Origin of the sequence: Pseudomonas sp. SIMBA_067, assembly GCF_046534675.1 — a bacterium.
GTDB lineage: Bacteria > Pseudomonadota > Gammaproteobacteria > Pseudomonadales > Pseudomonadaceae > Aquipseudomonas > Aquipseudomonas putida.
Map to the genome: position 1 here is coordinate 289,903 of NZ_JAWRYH010000002.1, position 13,980 is coordinate 303,882.

Below are 13,980 nucleotides of genomic sequence, written 5' to 3' on the forward strand. Positions count from 1 at the left end.
CATTTGCAGCGCCTGTCAGGGCCTCTTCGCAGCACAAGGCTGCTCCTACAACGGCTGTGTACGCCTGAATCAGAAGTGCGAGCCGGCCACTTCCTGCGCCACCCCAAGAAAGGCAGCCGGCAATCGGGCCTGGCGCCGTTCCTTCAGGCAATACAGGTATTCATGCATCACCGGCGCATTCTCCAGCGCCAGCACCCGCAGCTCCGGGTTGTGCGGCACCTCGTGCCGGGCAATCACGCTGATGCCGATGTTGCGCAGCACCGCCTCGCGGATCGACTCGCGGCTGCCGATTTCCAGCAAGGCCCCGGCCGTCACCCCGGCCTCCTGCATCATCTGCTCGGTCAGCTTGCGCGTGGTCGAGCCCTTCTCCCGCATCAACAGGCAATGCCCGGCCACCACATCGATGGACACCGTCTGGCGGTGGGCCAACGGGTGGTGGCGGTGCACCGCCACCACCAGCGGATCGGTGCCCAGCACCCGCCGCACCAGCCGGGCGTCCTCCAGCAGCTGCGACGAAGCGGCGATATCCACCCGGTAGTCTTCGAGCATTTCCAGCACCTGCTGCGAGTTGCCGATCTCCACCGCTACATCCACCTGCGGCAAGCGCTCGCGGTAGATTTTCACCAGGTCGAGAATGTAGTAAGGCGCCGTGGCGGCGATGCGCAAGCTGCCTTGGGCCTGGCCGCTGTTGCGCAGCTCGAACTCGATGTCGGCCTCCTGTTGCAACAGCGCCTTGACCATCGGCAGCAGTCGCACGCCCTCTTCGCTCAGCACCAGCCGCCGCCCGCCGCGGTAGAAAAGCTCCACCGCGTACTGGCTTTCCAGGTTGCGGATCTGCGTGGTCACCGTGGGCTGGCTGAGCCCGAGCTTCTTCGCCGCCAGGGTGATGCTGCCCAGGCGGGCCACCATGTAAAAGGCTTTAAGCTCCGAACTCAGCATGCACGTCCTCTATTTGCGCAAAAGGCGCAAGCCGTTGAATACCACCAGCAGGCTAACGCCCATGTCGGCGAACACCGCCATCCACAGGGTGGCCATGCCGGCAAAGGTAATCGCCAGGAATATCGCCTTGACGCCCAACGCCAGAACGATGTTCTGCAGGAGGATCGCCGCACTTTGGCGCGACAGCCTGACGAAGGCCGGGATTTTCCGCAAGTCGTCGTCCATCAGCGCCACATCGGCCGTTTCGATGGCGGTGTCGGTACCAGCGGCGGCCATGGCAAAACCGATCTCGGCGCGGGCCAGGGCCGGGGCGTCGTTGATGCCGTCACCCACCATGCCCACACGATGGCCCTGTGCGTACAAGGTTTCGATGGTTTTCAGCTTGTCGCCTGGCAGCAGGTTGCCCTCGGCGCGGTCGATACCCACCACGGCGGCGATGGCCTGCGCGGTATGCGGATTGTCACCGGTCAGCATGACAGTCTTGATGCCCAGCTCATGCAGCTCGGCAATGGCCTGGCGGCTGCTGTCCTTGACCGTATCGGCCACAGCGAATAGGGCCAGCGGGCCACTGCGGTCAAGCAGCAGGACCACGGTCTTGCCCTGGCGCTCCAGCGCATCCAGCTGGGCTTCCAGCTCGGGTGAGCACAGCCCCAGTTCTTCTACCAGGCGGTGGTTGCCCAGGTGGTAGACCTCGCCAGCGATGGTGCCACGCACGCCGCGCCCGGCCAGCGCAGCGAAGTCATCGACCTCGCTCAAGGCCAGGCCTTGCTCCTTGCCGAACTGGGCAATGGCGCGGGAAACCGGGTGGTCCGAACGGTCGCCCAAGCTGGCAGCCAAGGCTTGCGCACGGCCTTCGAACACCGGCTCTAGTACTTTGGCGTCGGTCTGTACCGGCTTGCCGTGGGTGATGGTGCCGGTCTTGTCCAGGGCCAGGTAATCCAGGTGGCGGCCGCCTTCCAGGTACACCCCGCCCTTGACCAGGATGCCTTTGCGCGCAGCAGCGGCCAGGCCGCTGACGATGGTCACCGGGGTCGAGATCACCAGGGCGCACGGGCACGCGACCACCAGCAGCACCAAAGCGCGGTACACCCAGTCGAACCAGCTTGCGGCCATGAACAGCGGCGGGATCACCGCCACGGCCAGGGCGATGGCAAACACCACCGGGGTATAGATACGGGAAAACTGGTCGACGAAGCGCTGGGTAGGCGCCCGCGCGCCTTGCGCTTCCTCCACGGCCTTGATGATCCGCGCCAGGGTCGATTGCCCCGCGCCAGCGGTAACGCGAAACTCCAGCGCACCCGCCTGGTTGATGGTGCCGGCGAACAGTTTGTCGCCTACGGCCTTCTCCACAGGCAAGCTTTCGCCGGTGATCGGCGCCTGATCGACGCTGGATTGCCCACTGGTCACTTCGCCATCCAGGCCAATGCGCTCGCCGGGGCGCACCCGCACCAGCGCGCCGGTGGCCACTTCGCGCACTTCCACTTCGCGCCATTGGCCATCTGCCTGCTGCACCGTGGCCATTTCCGGGGTCAGCTGCATCAGCCCGCTGATGGCATTGCGTGCGCGGTCCAGCGAGCGGGCTTCGATCAGCTCGGCAACGGTAAACAGCACCATCACCATGGCCGCTTCCGGCCACTGGCCGATCAGCACAGCACCGGTCACGGCGATGCTCATCAGCGCGTTGATGTTGAGGTTGCGGTTTTTCAGGGCAATCCAGCCCTTCTTGTAGGTGCCCAGGCCGCAACCAAGAATGGCTGCCAGCGCCAATGCCGCCACCAGCCATTCCGGCGCCAGCGCGGCAAAGTGCACGATTTCGGCGGCGATGGCGGCAACACCCGACAATGCCAGCGGCCACCAGCGGGTCTTGGCCGGTTGGGGCGCGGCGGCGGTACTGTCGCCTTCGGCACCAAGCGGCTCGGCCTTCATCCCCAGGCTGTCGATGGCACGCTCGATGTCGCCAGTGCCGTCCAGGGTGTGGCGTACGCCAAGTACGCGGTTGATCAGGTTGAATTCCAGCTGCTCGATACCGGCCAGCTTGCCCAGCTTGTCCTGGATCAGGGTCTGCTCGGTCGGGCAGTCCATGGCGTCGATGCGGAAGCGGCTGAGCTGTGCCTGGGCACTGCCCGTTTCAGTCAGCTGCACCAGCGCCGGCGCGGCTTTGGCCCCGCAGCAGCTGTGGCCGTGGGCGGCGTGCCCATGGTCGTCATCGCCATGGGCGTGATCGTGCGGATGCTTGTGTTCGTGGCTGACAGGCTGGTTCATGGGGTCGTCCTTAAAGTGAGCCTGTTGCCAAGTGAACACCCTGTAGCCACTATAGGGTCAAGCCACTTGCTGGAGATTTCGTGATGAAGATCGGAGAACTGGCCAAAGCCACCGACTGCGCGGTGGAAACCATCCGCTACTACGAGCGTGAAAACCTGCTGCCCGAGCCTGCCCGGACAGAAGGCAACTACCGGCTGTATACCCAGGCCCACGTGGAACGGCTGACCTTCATCCGCAACTGCCGCACCCTGGACATGACCCTGGAAGAAATCCGCAGCCTGCTACGCCTGCGCGACAGCCCCGACGACTCGTGCGGCAGCGTCAATGCGCTGATCGACGAACATATCGAGCATGTGCAGGCGCGGATCGATGGCTTGGTGGCGTTGCAAGAGCAGCTGGTGGAGCTGCGGCGGCGCTGCAATGTGCAGGGGAATGAATGCGCGATCTTGCAGCAACTGGAGACGAACGGGGCGGTATCGGTGCCGGACACCGAGCATTCGCATGTAGGGCGCAGTCACGGGCATTGAGCCAAAAGCTTCGCGGGTGAACCCGCGAAGAGGCCAGTTCAAACAATGGAGATCTATCAGACCGCCATCGGCGCTGTCATCGGCGCATGGTGCTCATAGCCTTCCAGCCAGAAATCACTCGGCTCGATCTTCTCCAGCCACTCCGGCTCATACTTGCCCGTCTCGGCAAACGCCGGCACGCGGTCGCTGATCACCAGCTTCGGCGCTTCCAGCGGCTCGCGCTTGAGCTGCTCGTTCAGCATGTCCAGGTGGTTTTCGTACACATGGGCATCGCCGATGAAGTAGGTGAACCAGCGCGGGGTGTAACCGGTCAGGCGGCCGAACAGCGACAGCAGCGCCGCGCCTTCGGTGAGGTTGAACGGTGTGCCCAGGCCCAGGTCGTTTGAGCGGATGTAAAGGGTCAGGGAAATTTCCTTGGTCTCTACATTCGGGTGGAACTGGTACAGCAGGTGGCACGGCGGCAGGGCCATTTCGTCCAGCTGCGCGCAGTTCCAGCCGTGGAACAGGATGCGGCGGCTGCCCGGGTCGTTGGCGATGGTGTCCAGGCACTGGCGCACCTGGTCGATGGCCTTGTACAGAATGACGAAGGCGACGCCGTCCTCTTCGTCCTGGGCGATTCGGCGAAAGCCTGCCTTCTCGGCCATTTCGATAGCGGCCGGGTTGCTAAGCGGGATGCGCTTGTAGCCTGGCCACTGACGCCATTGCACGCCGTAGATCTCGCCCAGGTCGTCATGGCCCTGGCGGAACGGGTTGGCCAGCCACTGGGCGTTCTCGTTGGCGTTCTGGTCCCAGACCTTGCAGCCCAGCTCACGGAATTCACCGGCGTTTTTCACGCCCCGCAGGAAGCCGACCATCTCGCCGATCGCCGACTTGAACGCCAGCTTGCGCGTGGTGATGGCCGGGAAGCCCTTCTGCAGGTCGAAGCGCAGCATGGCGCCCGGCATGCTGATGGTACGGATGCCGGTGCGGTTGCCTTGCAACGTACCGTTCTCGATGACTTCACGGACCAGATCTAGATACTGTTTCATGACTTTCCTGTAACAAGAACGGCAGGGGGGATCGCCCCTGCCGTGAAAATCATACGGCTGGTTTTGCCGTAGGTTTGCGGTTGTAGGCCAACCAGATCAAGAAGATGCCGCCGACGATCATCGGCAAGCAAAGCAACTGACCCATGGTCAACCAGCCGAAGGCAATGTAGCCAAGCTGGGCATCAGGCACCCGCACAAACTCCACGATAAAGCGGAAAATGCCGTAGAACAGCGCAAACATGCCGGAAACGGCCATGGTCGGGCGCGGTTTGCGCGAGTACAACCAGAGAATCACGAATAATGCCACACCTTCCAGGGCAAACTGGTACAGCTGCGACGGATGACGGGGCAACTGGGCAGGGTCGCTGAAAGGCGGGAACACCATCGCCCACGGCACGTCGGTCGCCTTGCCCCACAGCTCGGCGTTGATAAAGTTGCCGATACGCCCGGCACCCAGGCCGATCGGCACCAGCGGGGCAACGAAGTCCATCAGCTCGAAGAACGACTTGTTGTTGCGCTTGCCGAACCACAAGGCCGCCAGCATCACGCCGATGAAGCCGCCGTGGAACGACATGCCGCCCTTCCACACCTCGAAGATCAGCGTCGGGTTGGCCAGGTAGGCATGCAGGTCGTAGAACAGCACGTAACCCAGGCGGCCACCGACGATCACCCCCATCGACAGCCAGAACACCAGGTCGGACAGCTTCTCGCGGCTCCAGGTGGGGTCGAAGCGGTGCAGCCGGCGCGAAGCCAGCAGCCAGGCGCCGCCGATGCCGATCAGGTACATCAGCCCGTACCAATGGATTTTCAGCGGCCCGATGGCCAGGGCCACGGGGTCTATCTGCGGGTAAGGCAGCATGGAACTTCCTCTCGATTCAAATCAAAAAGCTGAGGCCGACACAGAACAGCAGCGCTGCGAACAGGCGTTTCAACAAACGGGGCGACAGCTTGTGCGCCAGACGCGCGCCAAAGCGGGCGAAAAACATGCTGGTCACGGCAATGCCGACCATCGCCGGCAGGTAGACGTAACCCAGGCTGTGGGCCGGCAGGTGCTCCTCGTGCCAACCCAGCAGCATGAAGCTCAGGGCACTGGCCACGGCAATCGGCAGGCCACAGGCCGAGGACGTGGCCACCGCCTGCTGCATGGGCAGGCTGCGCCAGGTCAGGAACGGCACAGTCAGCGAACCACCGCCGATGCCGAAAATGGCCGACGCCCAGCCAATCACCCCACCGGCCCCGATCAAGGCGGGTTTGCCGGGGATGCCTCGGCTTGCCTTGGGTTTGAGGTCCAGGGCCATCTGCGCGGCGATGACCAGGGCGAACACGCCGATGATCTTCTGCAGCAGCGGGCCCTGGATCAGCGAGGCGGTCTTGGCACCGACACCGGCCCCCAGCAGGATGCCCAGGGTCATCCAGGCGAAGATCGGCCATTGCACCGCGCCCTTGCGGTGGTGCTCAAGCACGGCGTTGATCGAAGTGAACACGATGGTTGCCAGCGATGTGCCGACCGCCAGGTGGGTCAGCACCGAGGCGTCGAAGCCCTGCAAGGTGAAGCTGAACACCAGCACCGGCACGATGATGATGCCACCGCCCACGCCGAACAGCCCGGCCAGCACACCGGCACAGGCGCCCAACAGCAGATAGAGCACGAATTCCATTCGGCTTCCCCAGGAAAACAATCCGGCATGGTAACGGAAGCCGGGCTCGGGGCTCTAGTGAACTCTGTGTCAGGATGGATCCGCCACGCCGCTGTGGGTACAGTGGCAGAAAACACAGAGGCCAAACCGATGTGCCTGATCGTATTTGCCTGGCGGCCGGGGCATGCCCTGCCGCTGATCGTCGCGGCCAACCGCGACGAGTTCTATGCCCGCCCCACTCAACCCTTGGCGGCCTGGGACGATGCGCCTGGGGTGCATGCCGGGCGCGACCTGGAGGCCGGTGGCACATGGCTGGGCGTGGGGCCGCAGGGGCGGTTTGCGGCGCTGACCAATATCCGCGATCCGGACCAGGCACTGGGGCCGCGCTCGCGGGGTGAACTGGTGGCAGCGTACCTGCAGGGTAAGCTTGGGGTCGAGGCTTACCTGGACCAGGTGGCCAGCCGCAGCGGGCAGTATTCGGGGTTCAACCTGCTGGTGGGTGATGCGCGGCAGCTGGGTTATCTGCATGCCCGTGACGCTACGCCCTGCCTGCTGGACGCCGGGGTGTACGGGTTATCCAACGCCGGGCTGGATACGCCGTGGCCGAAGCTGGTGAAGGCACGTAGCGGGCTGGAGGGCCTGCTGGAAACGCCAGAACCGCGCCGGTTGCTGGATTTGCTGGCCGATAACGAGCCGGCAGCTGATGGTGAACTGCCCGAGACAGGCGTGGGGGTGGCGACCGAGAAACTGCTGTCGAGCGTATTCATCGCCAGCCAGAACTACGGGACCCGGGCGAGTACGGTGCTGATCGTGGATGATCAGGGACGAAGGCGGCTGATCGAGCGCAGTTTCGGGCCCTTTGGCGGGCATTTGGGGGAGGTTGAGTTAAAGGTTTGAGGGCCATGGGGCTGCTGCGCAGCCCATCGCGGCACAAGGCCGCTCCTACAGGGCTACGCGATCTCCTGTAGGAGCGGCCTTGCGCCGCGCAAGGGCCGCAAGCGGCTCCGAAAAATCAGAGGGTTTTGTTGGCCCCTGGGCCGATCATCCGCGCCAACCCGAGATTTTTAAGGGCCAGCTGCAACGAGCTGTGGATAACTTGCGGGTTGTCATGGCTCAGGGCCTCGGCCAGCAGTTCCTTGGCCTTGCTCATGTTCACCTGGCGCAGCATCCACTTCACCTTCGGCAGGTTGGTGGCGTTCATCGACAGGCTGTCGAAACCCATGGCCATCAGCAGGATCGCCGCCGCCGGGTCACCGGCCATCTCACCGCAGATGCTCACTGGCTTGCCTTCACCATGGGCATCGCGCACCACCGCGCTCAAGGCTTGCAGCACCGCCGGGTGCAGGTAGTCGTACAGGTCGGCAACCCGCGGGTTGTTGCGGTCCACCGCCAGCAGGTACTGGGTCAGGTCGTTGGAGCCGACCGACAGGAAGTCCACCTGCCGCGCCAGCTCCTTGGTCTGGTACACCGCGGCAGGGATTTCCACCATCACGCCCACTGGGGGCATCGGCACGTCGGTGCCTTCGTCACGCACCTCGCCCCAGGCGCGGTGGATCAGGTGCAGCGCTTCTTCCAGCTCGTGGATGCCGGAAATCATCGGCAGCAGGATACGCAGGTTGTTCAGGCCCTCGCTGGCCTTGAGCATGGCACGGGTCTGCACCAGGAAGATTTCCGGGTGGTCGAGGGTGACGCGGATGCCGCGCCAGCCCAGGAAGGGGTTTTCTTCCTTGATCGGAAAGTACGAAAGCGCCTTGTCACCGCCGATGTCGAGGGTACGCATGGTTACCGGCAGCGGGTGGAAGGCCGCCAACTGCTCACGGTAGATGGCCAACTGCTCTTTCTCGCTGGGGAAGCGCTGGTTGATCATGAACGGCACTTCGGTGCGGTACAGGCCTACCCCTTCAGCGCCGCGCTGCTGGGCACGGGCCACGTCGGCCAGCAAGCCGGTGTTGACCCACAGCGGCATGCGGTGGCCATCGGGGGTGACGCATGGCAGTTCGCGCAGGGCATCCAGGCCCTGGGCCAGCTGGCGCTCTTCCTCGACCACTTCGCTGTACTGCTTGCGCAGCACTTCGCTGGGGTTGGTGAACACCTCGCCCTTGTACCCGTCGACAATCAGCTCGATACCGTCGACCTTGGAGTACGGCAGGTCGACCAGGCCCATCACCGTGGGGATGCCCATGGCGCGAGCGAGGATGGCGACGTGGGAGTTGCCCGAACCCAGTACCGAGACCAGGCCCACCAGCTTGCCTTCCGGCACCTCGCCGAGCATGGCCGGTGTCAGCTCTTCACTGACCAGAATGGTGTTGTCGGCATACACCAACGACTGCGAGCGGGCTTCCTGCAGGTAGGCCAGCAGGCGCCGGCCAAGGTCCTTGACGTCGGAGGCGCGCTCGCGCAGGTAGTCATCGTCCATCAGCTCGAAGCGGCTGACGTGCTCGCCAACCACCTGGCGCAGGGCGCCCTGCGCCCACTGGCCGGTCTTGATGACTTCGGTCACCTCGCCGCCCAGGGCTGCATCTTCGAGCATCATCAGGTACACATCGAACAACGCGCGCTCTTCAGGGCGCAGCTGGGTGGCCAGCTTGGCCGACAGCTTGCGCATGTCGTCGCGCACGCCTTCAAGGGCGTTCTGGAACAGCTTGAGTTCGGCGTCGATGTCATCGACGGCCTTGTCCGGCACCACTTCCAGGTCGGCCGGCGGCAGCATCACCACCGCACGCCCCACGGCAGCGCCAGGCGAGCCAGGGACACCGACGAAGCGGGCTTCCTGGATACCCTTGCCCTGGCGGCCAAGGCCACGGATCGAGCCAGTGGCTTCGGCGTGGGCAATTACCCCGGCAAGCTGGGCGCTCATGGTGACCAGGAAGGCTTCTTCGCCCTCGTCGAACTGGCGGCGCTCCTTTTGCTGAATGACCAACACCCCGACCACGCGGCGGTGGTGAATGATCGGTGCACCCAGGAAGGAGGCGAATTTTTCTTCACCGGTTTCGGCAAAGTATCGATAACGCGGGTGGTCGGCGGCGTTTTCCAGGTTCAGCGGCTCTTCCCGGGTACCGACCAGGCCAACCAGGCCTTCGTTGGGGGCCATGCTGACCTTGCCGATGGAGCGCTTGTTCAGGCCTTCGGAAGCCATCAGCACGAAGCGGTTGGTTTCCGGGTCGAGCAGGTAGACCGAGCAGACCTGGCTGCCCATGGCCTCCTTGACGCGCAAGACAATGATCCCCAACGCCGACTTGAGATCTTTGGCGGAGTTTACTTCCTGGACGATCTTGCGCAGCGTATTGAGCATGGCTCGGGGTCGAACTCCGTCGTCAGTCGCGCGTCAGCAGACGCGGTGCTAGCTCTTTCAGGGCGCGTCGGTACACCTCGCGCTTGAATGTCACAACCTGGCCCAGCGGATACCAATAGCTCACCCAGCGCCAGCCGTCGAATTCCGGCTTGCCGGTCAGGTCCATCCGCACCCGCTGTTCATTGCTGACCAGCCGTAGCAGGAACCACTTCTGCTTCTGGCCGATGCACAGCGGCTGGCTGTGGGTACGTACCAGTCGCTGGGGTAAACGATAACGCAACCAACCGCGGGTGCAGGCAAGAATTTCCACATCATCGCGTTCAAGGCCAACTTCTTCGTTCAGCTCGCGGTACAGGGCATCTTCCGGCGTCTCGTCAGGGTTGATACCCCCCTGGGGAAACTGCCAGGCATCCTGGTTGATCCGGCGAGCCCATAGCACCTGCCCGGCATCATTCGTGAGAATGATCCCGACATTGGGGCGAAAACCATCCGGGTCGATCACGGCAGCAACCTCGCAAACGCATGTCACCGCATTGTTCCACAAAGCTTGCGAGCGCAGCAACGCGCCCGCCAAGCTTATGTGCAGCCGGGTGAAAACTCCGTATTCTGCGGGCCTACCTGTAGCTGATGCGAGTGACCGCAATGCGCCTGGCTTTATTCGACCTGGACAATACCCTCCTCGGTGGCGACAGCGACCATGCCTGGGGTGATTACCTTTGCGAGCGCGGCATTCTCGACCCGGTCGCCTACAAGCAACGCAACGATGGCTTCTACCAGGACTACCTCAACGGCACCCTGGACCTGCAGGCCTACCTGGCTTTTTCCATGGAGATCCTGGCGGCAACGCCTGTGGCCCAGCTCGACGAATGGCACCGCGACTTCATGCGCGACTGCATCGAGCCGATCATCCTGCCCAAGGCCCTGGCCTTGCTGCAGCAGCACCGCGAGGCGGGCGACCAGTTGGTGATCATCACCGCCACCAACCGATTCGTGACCGCCCCGATTGCCCGGCGCCTCGGGGTTCGGGTACTGCTGGCAACCGAATGCGAGATGCACGACGGCCGCTATACAGGCCGCAGTACCGATATACCGTGTTTCCGTGAAGGCAAGGTGACACGACTGGAACGCTGGATGCTGGAGAACGGCTTCGACCTGGAAGACAGCTACTTCTATAGCGACTCGATGAACGACCTCCCGCTGCTGCAACGGGTGGCGCATGCGGTGGCGGTGGACCCGGACCCGAACCTGCGGGCCGAGGCCGAGAAGCGCGGGTGGCCGGTGGTTTCACTCAGGGATTGAGGGTTTCCTGCGCCGGCCTCTTCGCGGGCACGCCCGCTCCCACAGGAATCACCACAGGCCTTAAGGGCTGCGCTGTACCTGTGGGAGCGGGCGTGCCCGCGAAGAGGACTGTCAGACTGGCTTGGCGCCCATCAGCCCGGCAATGGACAGGAAGCAGACCCCGCTGAACACCGCCAGCGCCAGGGTAAACCGCAGCCCCACCTCTTCGGCCTTGCGCAGCCGGTTCAGCCGTACCAGCAGCCACCACACGGCAAAGGCGCCGAAGGTATAGATGACGCTGGACGCCAGCACCCAGGTCTGCCCCAGTGGCCAGCCCACCAGGTGCACCAGCCACCAGCCGGTGAACGGCATGCTTACCAGGCATAGGCCCATCACCAGCCAGATGAACACCAGCGGCCGGCGCAACAGCTTGGCGTATGCTTCGGCATCGCCTTGGCGGCGAGCGCGCACCGTCCAAACCGCCAGGCCCAGGGCGCCCAGAAACAGCAGTGCGGTGGCAATGATGTGCAGGGTCTTGAGGGTGGTCAGGTGTTCCATGTCTTCACATCCTTGAGCGATAAGCCAAGCTTAGCCGCTCAGCCCAGGAACAGCTTGTACGCCGGGTTTTCGGTTTCGTCCCAGTAGGGGTAGCCGATCTTGGCCAACGCGGCTGGCACCAGGTGGCGCTCGTCCTCCGGCACCTGCAAGCCCGCCACCACGCGCCCGTCAGCCGCGCCATGGTTGCGGTAATGGAACATCGAGATGTTCCAGCGCCCGCCCAGCTTATTGAGGAAGTTGAACAACGCCCCTGGCCGCTCGGGGAATTCGAAGCGCAACACCATTTCATCGCTGGCGCCGGCCGAATGGCCGCCAACCATGTGACGAATGTGCAGTTTGGCCAGCTCGTTGTCGGTCAGGTCGGTAACCGGGAAGCCCTGCTCGGTCAGATGCTGCACCAGCGCCGCACGTGGGTCGTTTTCCGGGTGGGTCTGCACGCCAACGAAGATGTGCGCCTCGTCGGAGGTGTGCTTGCGGTAGTTGAATTCGGTGATCTGCCGCTTGCCGATAGCCTCGCAGAAGGCCTTGAAGCTGCCTGGGCGTTCCGGGATGGTCACGGCGATGATCGCTTCGCGCTTCTCACCCAGCTCGGCACGCTCGGCCACATGGCGCAGGCGGTCGAAGTTGACGTTGGCGCCGGAGTCGATCGCCACCAGGGTTTGCCCGGTCACGCCGTACAGCTCGACGTACTTCTTGATGCCCGCAACACCCAAGGCGCCGGCAGGTTCGGTTATCGAGCGGGTATCGTCGTAGATATCCTTGATAGCTGCACAGATCTCGTCGGTGCTGACCGTCACCACTTCATCCACATGGTGGCGGCAGATATCGAAGGTGTGCTGGCCGATCTGCGCCACCGCCACGCCGTCGGCGAACAACCCGACCTGTGGCAGCACCACGCGCTCACCGGCTGCCATGGCCGCCTGCAGGCAGTTGGAGTCGTCGGGCTCGACACCAATCACCTTGATTTCCGGGCGCAGGTACTTCACATAGGCGGCAATGCCGGCGATCAGGCCACCACCGCCAACGGGCACGAAGATCGCGTTCAGCTGGCCAGGGTGCTGGCGCAGGATTTCCATGGCCACGGTGCCCTGCCCGGCAATGGTGTGCGGGTCGTCATAAGGGTGGACATAGACAAAGCCCTTCTCGTCGACCAGTTTCAGCGAATAAGCCAGCGCCTCTGGAAACGAGTCGCCATGCAGCACTACCTTGCCACCGCGCGAGCGCACGCCTTCGATCTTGATCTCCGGGGTGGTCTTGGGCATCACGATAGTGGCCTTGATGCCCATCTCGCGCGCAGCCAGGGCCAGGCCCTGGGCGTGGTTGCCGGCCGAGGCGGTGACCACACCACGGGCCAGCTCTTCCGGGGTCAGTTGGGCCAGTTTGTTGTACGCCCCTCGAATCTTGAACGAGAACACCGGCTGCAGGTCTTCACGCTTGAGCAAAATCTGGTTGCCCAGGCGCTTGCTCAGCTGCCCGGCGCTCTGCAGCGGGGTTTCGACGGCAACGTCATAGACGCGCGAGGTGAGGATCTTCTTGACGTACTGTTCGAGCATCGGGAAAGCATCACTGGGCCGCGGGACGAGGGCTGCGAGTCTACCCCAGCGCTACGTCGGGCGACCACAGCAAAGCTGCCCAAGCCGTTATACTAGGCAACTTTGAAAACCGCCCTGCCCCTTTTCGGAGCCCGCATGACCCAGGACCAACTCAAACAGGCCGTCGCCCAGGCCGCTGTCGACTTCATTCTGCCCAAGCTGGATGAAAAGAGCGTCGTCGGCGTCGGTACCGGTTCGACTGCCAACTTCTTCATCGACGCCCTGGCTCAGCACAAGACTGCCTTCGACGGCGCAGTCGCCAGCTCCGAAGCCACCGCCCAGCGTCTGAAGGGCCATGGCATCCCGGTCTACGAGCTGAACAGTGTCAGCGAGCTGGAATTCTACGTGGACGGCGCCGACGAGAGCGACGCACACCTGAACCTGATCAAGGGCGGCGGCGCGGCCCTGACCCGCGAGAAGATCGTCGCCGCTGTGGCCAAGACCTTCATCTGCATCGCCGACGGCAGCAAACTGGTGCCGGTACTGGGCGCTTTCCCGCTGCCGGTCGAAGTGATCCCGATGGCGCGCAGCCATGTGGCCCGTCAGCTGGTCAAGCTGGGCGGCGACCCGGTGTACCGCGAAGGTGTGGTCACCGACAACGGCAATGTAATCCTCGATGTGCACAACCTGCAGATCACCAACCCGGTGGAACTGGAAGCGCAGATCAACGCCATCGTCGGCGTGGTGACCAACGGCCTGTTCGCGGCGCGGCCGGCGGACTTGCTGCTGCTGGGTACCGCTGAAGGTGTGAAGAGCCTGAAGGCCGAGTAATCTTCGGCGAGGGCTTTGCCCTCGATTCGCAGCACAAGGCTGCTCCTACAGGGGTACGCGATTTCCTGTAGGAGCAGCCTTGTGCTGCGAATGGGC

Annotated in this window: 13 protein-coding genes; 4 read left to right on the forward strand and 9 right to left on the reverse strand. The window is 63.7% G+C overall.

What is annotated here, in order from left to right; translation table 11 throughout:
* Positions 1–69 precede the first annotated feature (69 nt).
* A complete protein-coding gene (locus SB765_RS06580; protein ID WP_341797038.1) occupies positions 70–939 on the reverse strand; it encodes a LysR family transcriptional regulator in 870 nt (289 codons plus the stop codon).
* A gap of 9 nt (positions 940–948) precedes the next feature.
* Complete coding sequence (locus tag SB765_RS06585) at positions 949–3,201, reverse strand: heavy metal translocating P-type ATPase (RefSeq protein WP_410931100.1); 2,253 nt, start codon at positions 3,199–3,201, stop codon at positions 949–951.
* Between the two features lie 83 nt (positions 3,202–3,284).
* Between SB765_RS06585 and cadR the strand changes: the two genes are divergently transcribed.
* Positions 3,285–3,728 carry a cadmium resistance transcriptional regulator CadR gene (gene cadR, locus SB765_RS06590; RefSeq protein ID WP_341797040.1) on the forward strand — a complete coding sequence of 148 codons (444 nt, stop codon included), beginning with the start codon at positions 3,285–3,287 and terminating at the stop codon, positions 3,726–3,728.
* Between the two features lie 56 nt (positions 3,729–3,784).
* On the opposite strand, the gene SB765_RS06595 is transcribed toward cadR, so the two are convergent.
* Genes SB765_RS06595 through SB765_RS06605 form a run of 3 tightly spaced genes read right to left on the reverse strand, consistent with a single transcriptional unit; the run spans position 3,785 to position 6,414 of the window.
* On the reverse strand, positions 3,785–4,756 hold the full coding sequence (locus SB765_RS06595; RefSeq protein WP_132844900.1) for a thymidylate synthase: 972 nt from the start codon (positions 4,754–4,756) through the stop codon (positions 3,785–3,787).
* Positions 4,757–4,805: 49 nt separating this feature from the next.
* Complete coding sequence (gene lgt / locus SB765_RS06600; protein WP_341797042.1) at positions 4,806–5,615, reverse strand: prolipoprotein diacylglyceryl transferase; 810 nt, start codon at positions 5,613–5,615, stop codon at positions 4,806–4,808.
* Positions 5,616–5,631: 16 nt separating this feature from the next.
* Positions 5,632–6,414 carry a sulfite exporter TauE/SafE family protein gene (locus tag SB765_RS06605; RefSeq protein WP_016502104.1) on the reverse strand — a complete coding sequence of 261 codons (783 nt, stop codon included), beginning with the start codon at positions 6,412–6,414 and terminating at the stop codon, positions 5,632–5,634.
* A gap of 129 nt (positions 6,415–6,543) precedes the next feature.
* On the opposite strand from SB765_RS06605, the gene SB765_RS06610 reads away from it, so the two are divergent.
* Positions 6,544–7,290 carry an NRDE family protein gene (locus tag SB765_RS06610; protein ID WP_410931101.1) on the forward strand — a complete coding sequence of 249 codons (747 nt, stop codon included), beginning with the start codon at positions 6,544–6,546 and terminating at the stop codon, positions 7,288–7,290.
* 115 nt (positions 7,291–7,405) lie between these two features.
* Here the strand turns inward: SB765_RS06610 and ptsP are convergent, their stop codons facing one another.
* Entirely contained in the window at positions 7,406–9,685 is a 2,280-nt protein-coding gene (gene ptsP / locus SB765_RS06615; protein WP_341797044.1) for a phosphoenolpyruvate--protein phosphotransferase, read from the reverse strand.
* A gap of 22 nt (positions 9,686–9,707) precedes the next feature.
* Entirely contained in the window at positions 9,708–10,187 is a 480-nt protein-coding gene (locus tag SB765_RS06620; RefSeq protein WP_003249017.1) for an RNA pyrophosphohydrolase, read from the reverse strand.
* A gap of 140 nt (positions 10,188–10,327) precedes the next feature.
* Between SB765_RS06620 and SB765_RS06625 the strand changes: the two genes are divergently transcribed.
* Positions 10,328–10,984, forward strand: a complete 657-nt coding sequence (locus tag SB765_RS06625) for an HAD family hydrolase (protein WP_341797045.1) — start codon at positions 10,328–10,330, stop codon at positions 10,982–10,984.
* Between the two features lie 111 nt (positions 10,985–11,095).
* On the opposite strand, the gene SB765_RS06630 is transcribed toward SB765_RS06625, so the two are convergent.
* Together SB765_RS06630 and ilvA are read right to left on the reverse strand one after the other, a co-directional pair.
* Positions 11,096–11,521, reverse strand: coding sequence for a DUF2269 domain-containing protein (locus SB765_RS06630; protein WP_341797046.1), 426 nt, complete (start codon positions 11,519–11,521; stop codon positions 11,096–11,098).
* Between the two features lie 38 nt (positions 11,522–11,559).
* On the reverse strand, positions 11,560–13,074 hold the full coding sequence (gene ilvA / locus SB765_RS06635; protein ID WP_341797047.1) for a threonine ammonia-lyase, biosynthetic: 1,515 nt from the start codon (positions 13,072–13,074) through the stop codon (positions 11,560–11,562).
* A gap of 135 nt (positions 13,075–13,209) precedes the next feature.
* On the opposite strand from ilvA, the gene rpiA reads away from it, so the two are divergent.
* Complete coding sequence (gene rpiA, locus SB765_RS06640; RefSeq protein ID WP_016502110.1) at positions 13,210–13,884, forward strand: ribose-5-phosphate isomerase RpiA; 675 nt, start codon at positions 13,210–13,212, stop codon at positions 13,882–13,884.
* The last annotated feature ends 96 nt before the right edge of the window (positions 13,885–13,980 follow it).